Origin of the sequence: Caballeronia sp. Sq4a (assembly GCF_023170545.1) — a bacterium.
Taxonomy (GTDB): domain Bacteria; phylum Pseudomonadota; class Gammaproteobacteria; order Burkholderiales; family Burkholderiaceae; genus Caballeronia.
In genome coordinates, this window is record NZ_CP084250.1 from 2,674,773 (window position 1) to 2,687,828 (window position 13,056).

Annotated in this window: 17 protein-coding genes and 1 pseudogene; 7 read left to right on the plus strand and 11 right to left on the minus strand. The window is 65.2% G+C overall.

Annotation, left to right across the window (positions count from 1 at the left end; genetic code table 11):
- Positions 1-64: 64 nt before the first annotated feature.
- The gene (locus LDZ24_RS12745; RefSeq protein ID WP_175938313.1) at positions 65-334 is read left to right on the plus strand and encodes a hypothetical protein; all 270 of its coding nucleotides are present in this window, start codon (positions 65-67) and stop codon (positions 332-334) included.
- Between the two features lie 7 nt (positions 335-341).
- Here the strand turns inward: LDZ24_RS12745 and LDZ24_RS12750 are convergent, their stop codons facing one another.
- The 5 genes from LDZ24_RS12750 to LDZ24_RS12770 form a co-directional block, all read right to left on the minus strand.
- A complete protein-coding gene (locus LDZ24_RS12750) occupies positions 342-653 on the minus strand; it encodes a cupin domain-containing protein (RefSeq protein ID WP_206467172.1) in 312 nt (103 codons plus the stop codon).
- A 10-nt stretch (positions 654-663) separates the two neighbouring features.
- Entirely contained in the window at positions 664-1,953 is a 1,290-nt protein-coding gene (locus LDZ24_RS12755; RefSeq protein ID WP_248320667.1) for an MFS transporter, read from the minus strand.
- A gap of 166 nt (positions 1,954-2,119) precedes the next feature.
- Positions 2,120-2,434 carry a high-potential iron-sulfur protein gene (locus LDZ24_RS12760; RefSeq protein WP_248320668.1) on the minus strand — a complete coding sequence of 105 codons (315 nt, stop codon included), beginning with the start codon at positions 2,432-2,434 and terminating at the stop codon, positions 2,120-2,122.
- A 120-nt stretch (positions 2,435-2,554) separates the two neighbouring features.
- Complete coding sequence (locus LDZ24_RS12765) at positions 2,555-3,655, minus strand: NAD(P)/FAD-dependent oxidoreductase (RefSeq protein ID WP_248320669.1); 1,101 nt, start codon at positions 3,653-3,655, stop codon at positions 2,555-2,557.
- 184 nt (positions 3,656-3,839) lie between these two features.
- Positions 3,840-4,817 (minus strand): AAA family ATPase, encoded by a 978-nt coding sequence (locus LDZ24_RS12770; protein ID WP_248320670.1) that lies wholly within the window; start codon positions 4,815-4,817, stop codon positions 3,840-3,842.
- A 352-nt stretch (positions 4,818-5,169) separates the two neighbouring features.
- Between LDZ24_RS12770 and LDZ24_RS12775 the strand changes: the two genes are divergently transcribed.
- Both LDZ24_RS12775 and LDZ24_RS12780 read left to right on the plus strand, forming a co-directional pair.
- Positions 5,170-5,700, plus strand: a complete 531-nt coding sequence (locus LDZ24_RS12775; protein WP_248320671.1) for a hypothetical protein — start codon at positions 5,170-5,172, stop codon at positions 5,698-5,700.
- Positions 5,701-5,731: 31 nt separating this feature from the next.
- Positions 5,732-6,541, plus strand: a complete 810-nt coding sequence (locus LDZ24_RS12780) for an endonuclease/exonuclease/phosphatase family protein (RefSeq protein ID WP_206467178.1) — start codon at positions 5,732-5,734, stop codon at positions 6,539-6,541.
- 21 nt (positions 6,542-6,562) lie between these two features.
- On the opposite strand, the gene LDZ24_RS12785 is transcribed toward LDZ24_RS12780, so the two are convergent.
- On the minus strand, positions 6,563-6,955 hold the full coding sequence (locus tag LDZ24_RS12785) for a response regulator (RefSeq protein ID WP_206467179.1): 393 nt from the start codon (positions 6,953-6,955) through the stop codon (positions 6,563-6,565).
- 132 nt (positions 6,956-7,087) lie between these two features.
- Between LDZ24_RS12785 and LDZ24_RS12790 the strand changes: the two genes are divergently transcribed.
- Positions 7,088-7,687, plus strand: coding sequence for an alpha-ketoglutarate-dependent dioxygenase AlkB (locus tag LDZ24_RS12790; RefSeq protein WP_248320672.1), 600 nt, complete (start codon positions 7,088-7,090; stop codon positions 7,685-7,687).
- Between the two features lie 18 nt (positions 7,688-7,705).
- Here the strand turns inward: LDZ24_RS12790 and LDZ24_RS12795 are convergent, their stop codons facing one another.
- From LDZ24_RS12795 to arsC, 3 genes are all read right to left on the minus strand, one after another.
- The gene (locus tag LDZ24_RS12795; RefSeq protein ID WP_248320673.1) at positions 7,706-8,104 is read right to left on the minus strand and encodes a RidA family protein; all 399 of its coding nucleotides are present in this window, start codon (positions 8,102-8,104) and stop codon (positions 7,706-7,708) included.
- Positions 8,105-8,240: 136 nt separating this feature from the next.
- Positions 8,241-8,561, minus strand: coding sequence for a hypothetical protein (locus LDZ24_RS12800; RefSeq protein ID WP_248320674.1), 321 nt, complete (start codon positions 8,559-8,561; stop codon positions 8,241-8,243).
- A gap of 116 nt (positions 8,562-8,677) precedes the next feature.
- Positions 8,678-9,100: an arsenate reductase (glutaredoxin) gene (gene arsC / locus LDZ24_RS12805; protein ID WP_175938337.1), complete on the minus strand. Its 423-nt coding sequence runs from the start codon at positions 9,098-9,100 to the stop codon at positions 8,678-8,680.
- A gap of 298 nt (positions 9,101-9,398) precedes the next feature.
- Between arsC and LDZ24_RS12810 the strand changes: the two genes are divergently transcribed.
- The 3 genes from LDZ24_RS12810 to LDZ24_RS12820 all read left to right on the plus strand — a co-directional run bounded on the left by LDZ24_RS12810 (position 9,399) and on the right by LDZ24_RS12820 (position 10,971).
- Positions 9,399-9,680, plus strand: a complete 282-nt coding sequence (locus LDZ24_RS12810) for a hypothetical protein (protein ID WP_248320675.1) — start codon at positions 9,399-9,401, stop codon at positions 9,678-9,680.
- Positions 9,681-9,772: 92 nt separating this feature from the next.
- Positions 9,773-10,039: a cupin domain-containing protein gene (locus LDZ24_RS12815; RefSeq protein ID WP_248320676.1), complete on the plus strand. Its 267-nt coding sequence runs from the start codon at positions 9,773-9,775 to the stop codon at positions 10,037-10,039.
- Positions 10,040-10,143: 104 nt separating this feature from the next.
- Entirely contained in the window at positions 10,144-10,971 is an 828-nt protein-coding gene (locus LDZ24_RS12820; RefSeq protein WP_248320677.1) for a DUF72 domain-containing protein, read from the plus strand.
- 194 nt (positions 10,972-11,165) lie between these two features.
- Here LDZ24_RS12820 and LDZ24_RS12825 read toward each other — a convergent pair.
- Positions 11,166-12,098, minus strand: a pseudogene (locus tag LDZ24_RS12825) (2-hydroxy-3-oxopropionate reductase); the annotation flags it as partial.
- Positions 12,099-12,114: 16 nt separating this feature from the next.
- A complete protein-coding gene (garL, locus tag LDZ24_RS12830; RefSeq protein WP_248320678.1) occupies positions 12,115-12,900 on the minus strand; it encodes a 2-dehydro-3-deoxyglucarate aldolase in 786 nt (261 codons plus the stop codon).
- Positions 12,901-13,056 lie beyond the last annotated feature (156 nt).

The window sequence follows — 13,056 nt, forward strand, 5'->3', positions numbered from 1 at the left end:
GGCAAGCGCCGCAGCCGGGCCAGTACAATACGGCTCCATCGACACTGCGGCCCCGGAGCATTACGTGAACAAATTCCAGCTGGAACAAAACAAGGCGTTCAAACTTGCCAACGATCTCAAGCAAGGCGGGCGCGCACGCGTGGGCGCGGCCGATGCGCCGAAAGCCGACCGACGCGAGCAGCGCAAGCTGGATCAGGCGAAAGGCCTCGTCCCCTTTGCGTGCAAGCTCGACGAAAAGCTCGTGAAGCAACTGAAGGAACGCGCCGAAACGCACGAAGGCGGCATGACCGAAGCGCTCGCCGAACTGCTGGTCGCAGCGGGCCTTTCGCGCTGAGCCTCGCTCAGACGCTCCCTTCTTTCTCGATCACGAGAATGCGCGCCGCGCCGACCGGCTCGGCGTAATGCTCGTCGCCGGCTTGGGCGTGGAAGATATCGCCCGCCTTCAGCGTCAGCGTGCGCTCGCCTTCTGCGTCGCGCACGTGCATGCGCACCACGCCGTCCATCACGGCGAACACCTCTTCGCCGTCATTCACGTGCCACTTGTACGGCGCATCCGTCCAGTGCAGACGGCACGACGTGCCGTTCATCACGCAGATATCGAGCGCGCCCCACGCGCGCTCGGCCGTGAACTTGCCGCTTTCGATCACTTTCATGCAATGCCGCCTAGCGAGTGAATTCGCGCGCTTCGTCGACGTCGGCGTGGCGCGTCGCGGGAATCGCCGCCACCGCGATCAGCGAGAGCACGACGCCGCCCATCACATAGAACGTCGGCGCGAGTTGCGAGCCAGTGACGCGAATGAGCCACGTCACGATGAATTGCCCGAAGCCGCCGAAGATCATCACCGCGATGTTGTATGCGAGTGAAAGGCCGGTCGAGCGCAGGTGCGCGGGAAACAGCTCGGAGAGCAGCGCGCCGAACGGCCCGTAGTAGCCCGACAGCACGATCGAGAGCGCGGCCTGCACGATCACGAGACGCATCACGCTCGGCTCCGCCGCGAGCCACGCGAAGAGCGGATAGATGATGACGAGCGTGATCCCGAGCGACCACAGCGTGAGCGCCTTGCGTCCGATGCGGTCGGACCACGCGCCCGCCACCGGCGAGAGCACCGTCAACAGCAGATTGCCGACGATCAGCGCCGTGAACGACTGGCCGTACGGCAGCTTGAGTTGCTTGACGGCGAACGTCGGCAGATACGCGATCAGCACGTAGACCGTCACCGTCAGCGCGATCACCGCGCCGAGACCGCACAGCACTTCACGGCCATGCGTGCGGAAGACCTCGCCGAGCGTCGCGCGGCGCGCGGTCTTCTTCACGTGCATGAACGCTTCCGTGTCCGACATGTTGCGGCGGATATACAAGCCGATCGGCCCGATCACGAGCCCGATGATGAACGGCACGCGCCAGCCCCACGACTCCAGCGCTTGCGGCGACAGCCCGCGCGAGATCGCCGCGCCCACGACCGCGCCGAGCAAGAGCGCCGCCGCCTGACTCGCCATCTGGAAGCTGCCGTAGAAACCGCGCTTGGAGAACGGCGCCGCCTCGATCAGAAGCGCGGTGGAACTGCCGAACTCGCCGCCCGCCGAGAAGCCCTGCAACAGCCGCGCGACGACGATCACAATGGGCGCGCCGATGCCGATGGCCGAGTAAGGCGGCACAATCGCCAACAGCAGAATGCCGAGCGTCATCAGCGCAATCACGAGCGTGAGCGCCGGTTTGCGCCCGGCGCGGTCGGCGTACAGCCCGAGCACGATGCCGCCCACGGGCCGCATCACGAAGGCCACGCCGAAGCTGGCCGTGGTGAGAAGAATCGACGAGTAGTCGTTGTCGCTCGGGAAGAAGAGCCGCGCGATCACCACCGTCATGAAGCCGAATACGACGAAGTCGTACCATTCCAACGCGTTGCCGATCACCGCCGCGCTTACCGCGCGCGCATTTAATGGTCTGTCTGCCATGCAAATCCCTGTAGATTGATCGATCGGCGCCGGGCTTGCGCGGCCGGGATATTTTTTCCTTGGCGAGTGTAAAGACCGCGCGTGGCCTTATCAAGCGACAAGCAACGAAGAAAAGCGCGCCGGGCTTCGCAGCCGGGCGCGCTTCGTCGTGGTCGTCGGTTCTAGGTCAGGCCTTCTTCGCGTAGGCGCTGCACCACCCCTTCGCGGCGACCTGCTTGCCGCCGAACATCGGGCACGGCGCGAACGGATCGGACGCCTTGCCCTGATAGAACTGGCAATTGCCGCAATCCTGGCCCGCTGCGTACTTCGGGAACTTGGCCTTGTCGACCTTGCTCGCGTCCATCTTGTAGCCGAGCGCCTGCGCGGTCGGATCGCTTTCCTCGACCTTCGGCGCATCGGCGAAAGCGACGCGCGAGCCGAGCGCGAGCGTCGACGCAACGCCTACGCTCGTCATCAGAAATGTGCGACGGGATGTCTTCATGGTGACTCGCTCCATGTTGTATTGGGGGAAAGCGCCGTTCTCACGACGGCGATGCCCGAGCATAACAACACACAAGCGTTTCGATGAGGACAAATGTCGGAGATAAGCGTTAATGAACGCTCAGCGCAACATGTCGGCGACCCGTTCGCCAATGGCGAGCGACGCCGTCAGCCCCGGCGATTCCATGCCGAACAGGTTCACGAGCCCCGGCACGCCATGCGCCGATTTGCCCTGGATCATGAAATCCGCCGCCGCCTGGCCGGGACCGGAGAGCTTCGGCCGAATGCCGGCGTACGCCGGTTGCAGCGCGCCGTCGGGCAAGCCGGGCCAATACGCGCGAATGGCTGCATAGAAGGAATCGGCGCGACGCGGATCGACGTCGTAGTTGATCGACGGCACCCATTCCACGTCGGGGCCGAACTTCGCCTGCCCGCCCATATCGATCGTCAGATGCACGCCGAGTCCCGCTTCGTTCGGCATCGGATAGATGAGGCGCTCGAACGGCGCGCGTCCGCTCACGCTGAAGTAGTTGCCCTTCGCGAAGTAGAGCGGCGGCACGTGTCGGTCGTCGAGGCCGCGAATGCGCCGCGCGATGTCGTTCGCATGCAGCCCCGCGCTGTTGATCAGATACGACGCCCGGAAACGCGCCGGCGCCTGCCCGCCCGTCTCCACGATGAAGCAGCCTTCGCGCGCCTCGATGCTCACAACCGGCGTATGAAACACCACTCCCGCGCCATGATTTTCGGCGTCGCCTTGCAGCGCGAGCATGTACTGATGACTATCGACAATGCCCGTGCGCGGCGAATACACCGCTTCGACGCATTGCAGTTGCGGTTCCATTTCCTTCGCTTCTGCGCCGCTGATTCGCACGAGCCCTTCCACGCGATTCTCGACGCCCTTCTGCTCGATCGCCGCGAGCTGCGGAATCTGATTGCGCGCCGTGGCGACGAGCAGCTTGCCGCACTGCCGGTGCGGCACGCCGTGCGCCTCGCAGAACGCGTACAGCATTTCGCGCCCGCGCACGCACAGTTCCGCCTTCAGCGAGCCGCGCGGATAGTAGATGCCCGCGTGTATCACCTCGCTGTTGCGCGAACTCGTGCCGATGCCGATGGCTTCGCCCGCTTCCAGCACCATCACTTCGCGCCCGCGCAATGCGAGCGCCCGCGCGATGGCGAGCCCGACGACGCCCGCCCCGATTACCACGCATTCGATCCGATCCATGTCCTTTCCCGCGCCTTCTCGATGCGACCTATTCTACGTGCGGGATTATTGCGCGTCGCACAATAACGCACGCAGCGAGCAGCGTTTTCCGGTGCAATTCGGAAAAAGGCAAGAATCTGGCCGCCAGATGCTGAAAATAGCGCGGTTCGACGGCGTTTCGCGCGAATCGCGAAACCGCGGCTGATTAGAAGCCCATGAATTTGCGGCGCGATTGCCGGTCCAGTTCGATGTCGCGCGCCTCGACATGGTGTCTGCCGTCGATGCGCGCGTTGCCGAACGCGTTCAACATCGCGCGCCGCATGCCGCGCGGCGACGCCTGCGTGAGCGCATCGAGCGGCGCGTCGCCGAGCGTTTCGGGAAAGCGGCTGCCCCACGCGTGCGCCTCGCGAATCTCCGCGTAGATGGCCTGCGCGATGCGCCGCGCGCCGTCGCGGTCCGGCGCCGGAATCTCGTACACGTTCATGCGGTTGAGAAGCGGCTCGGGAATCGCGCGCGCGTCGTTGGCCGTGGCGATCCACACGACATTGCCCGCGTTGATCGGCACCTCGGCGAATTCGTCGATGAAGCTCTGCGCCGTATCGTGTTCCAGCAAAGCGTAGAGCGCGCCGAGCGGATCGTATTGCGTGTCGCCGGTGGCCTTGTCGATTTCATCGACGGTCATCACGGGGTTCGCGTAGCTGCCGTTCACGAGCGCGTCGAAGACCTTGCCCGGCTTCGCATTGCGCCATTGCGACGACGCGCCGGAGAGAATCCAGCCGGCCGTGAGCGAGCTCATCGCGACATAGTGGCACGACGTGCCGAGCAGCCGCGCGAGCTGCTTCGCGAAATGCGTCTTGCCGATGCCCGGCTCGCCGAGCAGCAGCATCGGCATGAGTTCGAGGCGGTCTTCGGTTTCGAGGCACAGCGCGATCTGCTTGCGGATATCGTCGAGCGGTTCCTCGAAATTCGGCAGCGATGCCGCGAGATCGTCGATGGAAGGCATGCGGTTAGGCTTCACGCAGAAGCGCAGGTTGCCCACCTTCAGCATCTTTTCGTAAGTTGCGCGCAAGGCTTCGCTCGCGCCCTCGGAGAGATCGTTCAGCGCAGTCTCGACGTCGTCGAGACTGTAGACCTTGCTGAACGACGCCACTGCCAGTTCTTGTTTGACCACGGCCGTCGTCATGTCGCACCCCGTCTTTTTTCGCTTCGACGAGTTCAGTGTATCGATGAAAGAATCACGCGCAAGCGAGCAGTCGCGGGCGTCTGCTGCCAATTTTGAGAAAGCGGAGCGTGCACCGCGCACGCGAGTATCATCGTCGCGATGCCGCGGCGGGCGGGTTCAGAACGTGCTCATCAAGCCGCGAGGTTGGAATCGACGGGACGCGGCCTCACATGATCCGTTGATGCGCCGAACCGCGCCCCGTCCGTCTTGTCAGAACGAAGTCGCCGGGCAACACGCGTTCGGCGGCCGCCGCGCCGTGTGAGTGCGCGCGTCGGCTGCCATCCGATTAGCCCGAGCGCCGGAGAAGCTTTCAATGACTAAAACGAATCGCATCGCATTTCCGCGTCTCATCCGATCCGCGCTCGTCTCCTGCGCGTGTCTCGCCGCGAGCCACGGCGCTTTTGCGCAGAGCACGCCGCAGCCGGTCAACTGGGAGTTGCAAGTGGTGCGCGACGGCCAGCAGATCGACTCTTTCTCTGCCACCACGAACGTCGGTCAGGCGAAAACCGATACGCATCACAACATCGTGCAGAACCGCGTCGGTTGCGCGGACAAACCGGCCGGCGATATCGACCTGCAACGCACGCTCACTGTTTCGCCGACACACGCGAGCGCCGACGACATCACGCTCGCCATCGAGGCGCAGGAAACGCTGGAAAGCGACACCTCTCAGACGTCGGCCTCGGGCTGCAAGGTGCCGCCGACGCCGCGTCAGGTGGCCGCGTCGCATCCCGGCCTCGTGTTGAAACCGGGCGAATGGGCGCAGTGGCAGATCATCGACAGCAATCCGTCGCTGCTGTACCGGGTGCGCGCGAGCCTGGCTTCGTCAGCGCCGGCGCAGTAAGCCGGCGCACCACGCACACAAAAACGAACGCATGCGAAATCCAGAACATCTTCCGCCAGCACCGTCCGCGAATGCGGTCACGCCGGATTTCACGGCGGTGAGCTGGAATCTGCACAAGGGTCGCTCGCCACTCGGCCTGCGCGCATGGAACGCCATGCAGCGCTGGGTGCAGACCACCAACGCGGACGTCTATTTTCTTCAGGAAGCCATGGCGCGGCGGCTGCCGCAGCCGGTGCTCGCAAGCGGCTTCGGCAAGCCGCTTTCCGCGCCGCTCGACGATGTCTGGCATTGCCAGGCCACCGAAATCGCCACCGCGCTCGAATTGCAGATCGCGCTCGGCCCGAACGTCTTCAAGCCGTCGTGGCGGCACGGCAATGCGATCCTTTCGCCGCATCCGCTGGATCTGTCCGGACGCTGGGACATCTCGGCGCATCGGTTCGAAAAGCGCGGGCTGCTCGTCGCGCGCGCGACGTTCGCGGGACACGCGATCACGCTCTTGTGCGCGCACCTCGCGCTGACGCGCGCCGCGCGGCTGCGTCAGATGAACTGGATCGCGCACTGGATCGCGAAGGAAGCGCCCGAAGGCCCGCTCGTGCTGGCGGGCGATTTCAACGACTGGCGCAACGATTCCGTACCGCTATTCGGCGAACTCGGCATGAACGAAGTGGCGACGATGCTCGGTGAATCGGGGCGCACCTTTCCGGCGTTCTCGCCGGCGCTCGCGCTCGACAAGATGTTCGTGCGCGGTCTGAAGCCGGTGCAGTGGATCGTGCCGACGCAGGATACCGCGTGGCTCTCCGATCACTTGCCTTATATGGCGAAGCTGCGTATCGCGGATTGAAGCGCAACTCAGGGGCGCAAATCAGGGACGCGTAAGCAGCGCCTCGAGATCGTTGATGGAAACCGGCTTGGTCAGATGATGATCGAAGCCGGCGTCGAGCGCGGTCTGCCGGTCTTCCGCGCTGCCGTAGCCGGTGAGCGCGAGCAGAAGCGCGTCGCGGGTCGCATCGCGTTTGCGCATCTCGCGCGCCACGTCGAGCCCGTTCATGCCCGGCAAGCCGATGTCCAGCACCACGACGTCCGGCCGGAAGTCGTCGATGGAGTCGAGCGCGCACACGCCGTCGGACTCGGTGCGCACTTCGTGGCCGAGCGCCTCCAGCAGCATCGACAGGGCGAAGGCCGCATCGGCGCTGTCATCGACGAGGAGGATACGGCGGCCGAGCGCGCCGTGATTCGTTTCGGCGTTGAAAGTCATGCGCAGTCTTCGCATCTTAATGAGATAGTCGGCCGACTGTAGCACATGCGGCACGGTCGGACAGGGAGAGACCGCAATGCCGCCGCGCGACGGCTCTGCTATCGTGATTCTTTCGGCTGCGCCCGCACTGCCATGTTCGATCTCTTCGACGACATTCCCAAGCCCGATATCGCGTGGCATCCGGACTGGATCGACGCGGACGCCGGCTCCGACCTGATGGCCGCGCTGATCGACGAAGTGCGCTGGCAGCAGGACACCATGAACACGCCGGGCGGCCGCGTGCCGCTGCCGCGCCTCACCGCGTGGCAAGGCGAGCCCGACGCGGTGTACGTCTATTCGGGCATCCGCAACGTGCCGCAGCCGTGGACGCCCGCCGTCGCGCAGTTACGCGACGCCGCGCAGGCCACGTGCGGCGCCCGCTTCAACAGCGTGCTCATCAACCGATACCGCGGCGGGCAGGACAGCATGGGCTGGCACGCCGACAAGGAGCGCGAGCTCGGGCCGGAGCCGGTGATCGCATCGGTCAGTCTGGGCGCGACGCGCACATTCGAATTCCGCCACGCGCGCACGCACGCCACCCACGCGCTCTCGCTGACACACGGCAGCCTGCTCGTGATGCGCGGACGCACGCAACGGGAATGGGTGCATCGCGTGCCGAAAGAGCCGGGCGCGCGCGGCGAGCGCATCAATCTCACGTTTCGCTGGGTGGACGCGTCCAAAGCCCGCAAGTGAGCCGCGCAGACGGCACCATCAAGGCCGCCGCGCGATGAAGTCGATCTCCACGAGCGCATCGCGCGCGAGCCCGGTCACGCCGATGCAGGTGCGCGCCGGCAACGGCTTCGGCAGGAAATACGACCGGTAGACGGCGTTCATCGCGTCGTAGTCGCGCTTGAATTCCGTGAGGAAGATGCGCGCGCTCACGACGTGATCGAGCGTCAGGCCGAGGCCGGTCAAGACGAGAATCAGGTTGTTCATCACGCGCCGCGTTTGTGCCGCGACGCCTTCGGGCAGCGGCGCGCTGTCGTCGTCGGGATCGGTCGGCATCTGGCCGGTGAGAAACACCCAGCCGTCGGCTTCAGCCGCGTGCGAGAACGGGCCAACAGGCGTCGGCGCGCCGTCGATCATCGAGAATTTCGGTGGATGGCTCATGGCGTGGTATCGAGTGCAGGGTCCGCTACGTTAGCGCGTCAAAATTGGCGCGGCTTGCAGGAAGGACTGCCGGCGCGCCGCAAAAAAAAACGCGGCGAACCCTTCGGCCCGCCGCGTCATCCCGTAGCGTCTTGCATTACCAGCCGTGGCGATCGTGCCAGCGCTCTTCGCGCCGCTCGCGCCGCCATTCGTGCTCGCGCCATTCGCGCCGCTCACGCCATTCGCGCTCGCGCCAGCGGTCGCCGCCATTGCCATAGCCGTAGCCGTAGCCGTATCCATAGGCAACGGGCACAGCCGGCTGCACGTACACCGGCTGCGCCGGCGCGTAGTAAGGCACCCCGTAGGCCGGCACGCCGATTCCCACTGCGACATCGACGTGCGCGGACGCCGTAGCCGACGCGGCCAGCGCCGCCATGCCTGCGAGCCCGATAACCGTACCAAGAAGTTTCTTGTTCATTTCGCTTTCCTCCCTGCACCGAGTGCCGTGTGAGTCAGATGCAGTCTAGAGAGCGACGCCTGACACAGGTGCAACAGCGATGCCATAAAGGTAACGCGACGTAACGGCATGGAGCGCTAGCGGACGCGCTTGCCGGTCTCGTCGATGATCACTTCGCCGTCTTCCTTCGCGAACGGTCCCTTCTGCGGCGACGGCAGCAGGTCGATCACGAGTTCCGACGGACGGCACAGCCGCGCGCCGAGCGGTGTATCGACGAACGGCCGGTTGATAAGGATCGGATGCGCGAGCATCGCGTCGATGAGTTGATCGTCGCTGAGCAATGGATCGTCGAGTCCGAGTTCCGCGTACGGCGTGCCCTTTTCCCGCAGCGCTTCGCGCACGCTGAGGCCCGAACGGGCGATCAGCGCGACGAGCGTCTCGCGGCTCGGCGGCGCCGTCAGATATTCGACGACGTTCGGCTCGATGCCCGCGTTGCGGATCAGCGCAAGCGTATTGCGCGAGGTGCCGCACTTCGGGTTGTGATAGATGGTGACGGTCATGGCGCGCTCCGTGTGACTGTGGATGCTCGCATTCTAGGGCCGCGCGGCGCGGCGCGTACACGGTGCATGTCGCGCGCGCCTGCGTCGCGTCATGTCGCCGACCGGATCGCGAGCGTATAAGCGAATCTGCTGTTCATTGCAGAAACGCGGCCTATAACTTGAATTGCGTGCGGCGCGCAGGTTGCTGAGCGCGATGCAGCGACATGACACCGTGCCGCGAGTCATTGCGCCAGCGCCGCCACCGCGCGATACCGATGCGCGGCCCGCGCGCCAGCGCGTCACTATCAAGGAGCACAACATGAAATCACGTCTCGTCATGGCGGCCGTCGCCGCCTCGTTGCTTGCTACCGCGGGCGTCGCCTCGGCGCAGCAGAGCTACTATCGGACCGCACAGGTGCCGGGCCAGGCCACGCCCGACACGTGGACGCAGTCCGCCGACACCCAGAGCCAGACCGGCGACATGTCCTACGGCGGCGTTTCCTCCACGCGCAGCGATATGGGCTCGGCCGCCACGCGCCGCGACCCGATCTCGAAGCCGTGCACGCGCGGCCCGCAGTGCGACATCTTCTTCGGCAACTGACGAACGCTTGCGTTAGCTTCGGTGCATCGAGGGCGCCTCTTTCCGTCCACGCGGACGCGCCCCTTCTCACTCTCCCAGCCGAGACCGCCCTCATGCATCGCGATGCATTTCTCGCCCAGCTTTCCGCCGAAGGCTTTCACGAAGTCGTGACGGTCACGCGCGAACCGGACGTCTCGCTCGACATACACGCACATCCGTTCGAAGCGAAGGCGCTCATCGTCGAAGGCGACATCACCTTGCGCGTCGGCGGCGAGGCGCGGCTGTATCGCGCGGGCGATGTCTTTCATCTGCCGGCCAACGTCGAGCATTCCGAACAATACGGGCCGCAAGGCGTGAGTTATCTCGTCGGTCGCAAATAGCGCCAAGCCGCGCGGCGCACGCTCGTGCCGCTTACATGCCGGTTCGCCGAGGGTTCGCTACACTCGTGTCATCCAGCGATCTTGCATGAGACCGGAGAGGCCCGATGGCGGCGAAGAAGAAGACGGAGAACGCGGCACGCATTCGTGTCGGTATCGGCGGATGGGATTTCGAGCCGTGGCGCGGCACGTTCTATCCCGAAGGTCTCACGCACAAGCGCGAACTCGAATACGCGAGCCGCGCGCTCACGAGCATCGAGATCAACGGCACGTTCTACCGTTTGCAGAAGCCGGACACGTTCGCCAAATGGCGCGATGAAACGCCCGACGACTTCGTGTTCTCGCTGAAGGCGCCGCGCTATGCCACGAATCGCCGGGTGCTCGCCGAAGCGGGCGATTCCATCGAACGGTTCTTTGCGAGCGGCGTGCTCGAATTGCAGGACAAGCTCGGCGCGATCAACTGGCAGTTCGCGCCGACAAAGCACTTCGATCCCGAGGACTTCGAGCGCTTCCTGAAGCTGCTGCCCGCCACCGTCGAAGGCCGCGCGCTTCGTCACGCCGTGGAAGTGCGGCACGAGAGTTTCGCCGATGCCGCGTTCGTCGCGCTGCTGAAAAAGTACGGTATCGCGGTGGTCGTGGCGGGCGATTCCGACTATCCGCAGATCGCGGATATCACCGCGCCGTTCGTGTATGCGCGCATCATGGGCACGACCGAAAAGCAGAAGCTCGGCTACTCGAAGGCGGCGCTCGATCGCTGGGCCGCGCGCGCAACGGAATGGGCGGCGGGCGGGGCGCCGGAGGACTTGCAGATGGTCGGCAAGGCGCCGTCGAAGGCGTCGGCGCGCGATGTTTATCTCTACGTCATCAGCGGACACAAGGCCGCTAATCCTGCCGCCGCGATGGCGCTCATCGAGCGGTTGAACAAAGCGGCGTAGCGGGGAGTAGCGCGACGGCGTGGTCGACGCGCGAGGCGACGCCGCTCGTTGTCGTAGTGTCGTAGTTTCGGTCAGACCTGCGGCGCGCCAGCAATCAGGCGGGCGCTTGGTGCCGCACGGCCCCGCTTTCGCCGACGCTTCGAGCGCCGACCCGCGGCGCGCGAATCGGGCGGACACCGCGAACCGGAGCGCCCTTACTTCGCTCCCTGCCCGATCTCGTGGTTCGCCAGAAGCTCGAGCGCCCGCACCATGCCCGAGTGATCCCACGCCTTGCCGCCGTGCGCCGCGCACGCGTTGAAGAGCGCCTGGCACGTCGCCGTGTTCGGCAGCGAGACGCCGAGCGATTGCGCCGTCGAGAGCGCCAGATTCAAATCCTTCTGATGCAGTTCGATCCGGAAGCCCGGATTGAACGTGCGTTTGGTCATGCGCTCGCCGTGGACTTCGAGAATCCGCGACGACGCAAAACCGCCCATCAACGCCGTGCGGACCTTCTCGGCATCGACGCCCGCTTTCGACGCGAGCAGGAGCGCCTCGCCGACCGCCTCGATGGTCGCCGCGACGATCACCTGATTCGCGACCTTGCAGACCTGTCCCGCGCCGACATCGCCGATCAGCGAGACGTTCTTGCCCATCATGTCGAACAGCGGCTTCACCTTGTCGAACGTGGCCTGCGCGCCGCCGACCATGATCGTGAGCGATGCCGCTTTCGCGCCGACTTCGCCGCCGGACACGGGCGCATCCAGATAATCCGCGCCGCGCTCGCGAACTTTCGCGGCGAACTCGCGCGTCGCGATCGGCGAGATCGAGCTCATGTCCACGACGATCTGACCGGCGCGCAGCGATTGCGCGACGCCGTTCTCGCCGAAGAGCACGCGCTCGACATCGGGCGTGTCCGGCACCATCAGGAACACGATATCGGCTTTCTCGGCCACTTCTGCCGGGCTGTTGCACGCGGTGGCGCCTGCTTGCGTCAGCTCGGCCGGCACGCCGCTGCGCGTGAACGCGGCTAGCTCCACGCCGTTCTTGACGAGATTCGCCGCCATGGGATGCCCCATGATGCCGAGTCCGATGAAGCCTGCTTTCGTCGTCATGAATCTGCTCCTTTTATTCGGGTTCCAGTCGGGCGAGCGTGCCGCTCGCGCCCTATTCTGCGATGAAGTGTTTTTTCACGGCCTGCGCCGCGTTTCTGAGCATGCCGAGATCGGCGCACACTGCGACGAGCGTACAGCCCATCGACAGATAGCGCTCGGCGTCCTGCTGCACGGGCGCGAGAATGCCGCTCGCCTTGCCGGCCGCGTGCGCGCGCTCGAAGACATGCGCGATGGCCGCCTGCACGTCCGGATGATTTGCGTTGCCGAGCTGACCGTACGCGGCGGCCAGATCCGATGGACCGACGAAAAGCGCATCGACGCCGTCGACGGCCGCGATTTCGTCGATGGCATCGACGGCTGCGCGGCTCTCGATCTGCACGGCGACGCTGATATTGTCGTTCGCCATCTTGAAGTAGTTTGCGACCGTGCCGTAGCGGTTCCCGCGATGCCCGACCGACACGCCTCGAATCCCTTCGGGCGGATAGCGCGTCGCCGCGACCGCGCGCGTGGCGTCGGCGGCGCTATCGACGAACGGAATCAGGAAATTGACGAAGCCGGCATCGAGCAGCCGCTTGATGCCGACGGGCTCGTTCGCGGGCGGCCGCACGACCGGCGCGCTCACGCTGTCCTTGAGCGACATCAGTTGCGGGATGAGTGTGAGCGTGTCGTTGGGCGCGTGCTCGGCATCGAGCAGCATCCAGTCGAAGCCGACGACGCCGAGCAGTTCCGTGACGATCGGACTGGCCAGCGACGCCCAGCAGCCGATGAGCTTCTCGCGGGCGCGTAGTGAAGTCCTGAAGGCGTTGGGCAACGGTTGGTACGGGGTCGACGACGGCATGGTGCCTCCTTGAGGTGGCTGCGCGCTTCCGGATGTTGGCGGCTGGGGCTCAGTTGTCTGACGTCTTATCTAGCGTACCGTCATTGATGTGCGTTAGACCAGCCGAGTTAACCCGCATCCGCGCCATTGCACGGCGCCTCTGCGGCCTACCTGTCA

Coding starts and splice junctions, on each gene's coding strand:
- garL (WP_248320678.1), bottom strand. CDS start 12,900: ATGCCGTCGTCGACCCCGTACCAACCGTTGCCCAACGCCTTCAGGACT.
- LDZ24_RS12760 (WP_248320668.1), bottom strand. CDS start 2,434: ATGAAGACATCCCGTCGCACATTTCTGATGACGAGCGTAGGCGTTGCG.
- LDZ24_RS12755 (WP_248320667.1), bottom strand. CDS start 1,953: ATGGCAGACAGACCATTAAATGCGCGCGCGGTAAGCGCGGCGGTGATC.
- LDZ24_RS12765 (WP_248320669.1), bottom strand. CDS start 3,655: ATGGATCGGATCGAATGCGTGGTAATCGGGGCGGGCGTCGTCGGGCTC.
- LDZ24_RS12775 (WP_248320671.1), top strand. CDS start 5,170: ATGACTAAAACGAATCGCATCGCATTTCCGCGTCTCATCCGATCCGCG.
- LDZ24_RS12815 (WP_248320676.1), top strand. CDS start 9,773: ATGCATCGCGATGCATTTCTCGCCCAGCTTTCCGCCGAAGGCTTTCAC.
- LDZ24_RS12795 (WP_248320673.1), bottom strand. CDS start 8,104: ATGAGCCATCCACCGAAATTCTCGATGATCGACGGCGCGCCGACGCCT.
- LDZ24_RS12800 (WP_248320674.1), bottom strand. CDS start 8,561: ATGAACAAGAAACTTCTTGGTACGGTTATCGGGCTCGCAGGCATGGCG.
- LDZ24_RS12780 (WP_206467178.1), top strand. CDS start 5,732: ATGCGAAATCCAGAACATCTTCCGCCAGCACCGTCCGCGAATGCGGTC.
- LDZ24_RS12810 (WP_248320675.1), top strand. CDS start 9,399: ATGAAATCACGTCTCGTCATGGCGGCCGTCGCCGCCTCGTTGCTTGCT.
- LDZ24_RS12790 (WP_248320672.1), top strand. CDS start 7,088: ATGTTCGATCTCTTCGACGACATTCCCAAGCCCGATATCGCGTGGCAT.
- LDZ24_RS12820 (WP_248320677.1), top strand. CDS start 10,144: ATGGCGGCGAAGAAGAAGACGGAGAACGCGGCACGCATTCGTGTCGGT.
- LDZ24_RS12785 (WP_206467179.1), bottom strand. CDS start 6,955: ATGACTTTCAACGCCGAAACGAATCACGGCGCGCTCGGCCGCCGTATC.
- LDZ24_RS12770 (WP_248320670.1), bottom strand. CDS start 4,817: ATGACGACGGCCGTGGTCAAACAAGAACTGGCAGTGGCGTCGTTCAGC.
- LDZ24_RS12750 (WP_206467172.1), bottom strand. CDS start 653: ATGAAAGTGATCGAAAGCGGCAAGTTCACGGCCGAGCGCGCGTGGGGC.
- arsC (WP_175938337.1), bottom strand. CDS start 9,100: ATGACCGTCACCATCTATCACAACCCGAAGTGCGGCACCTCGCGCAAT.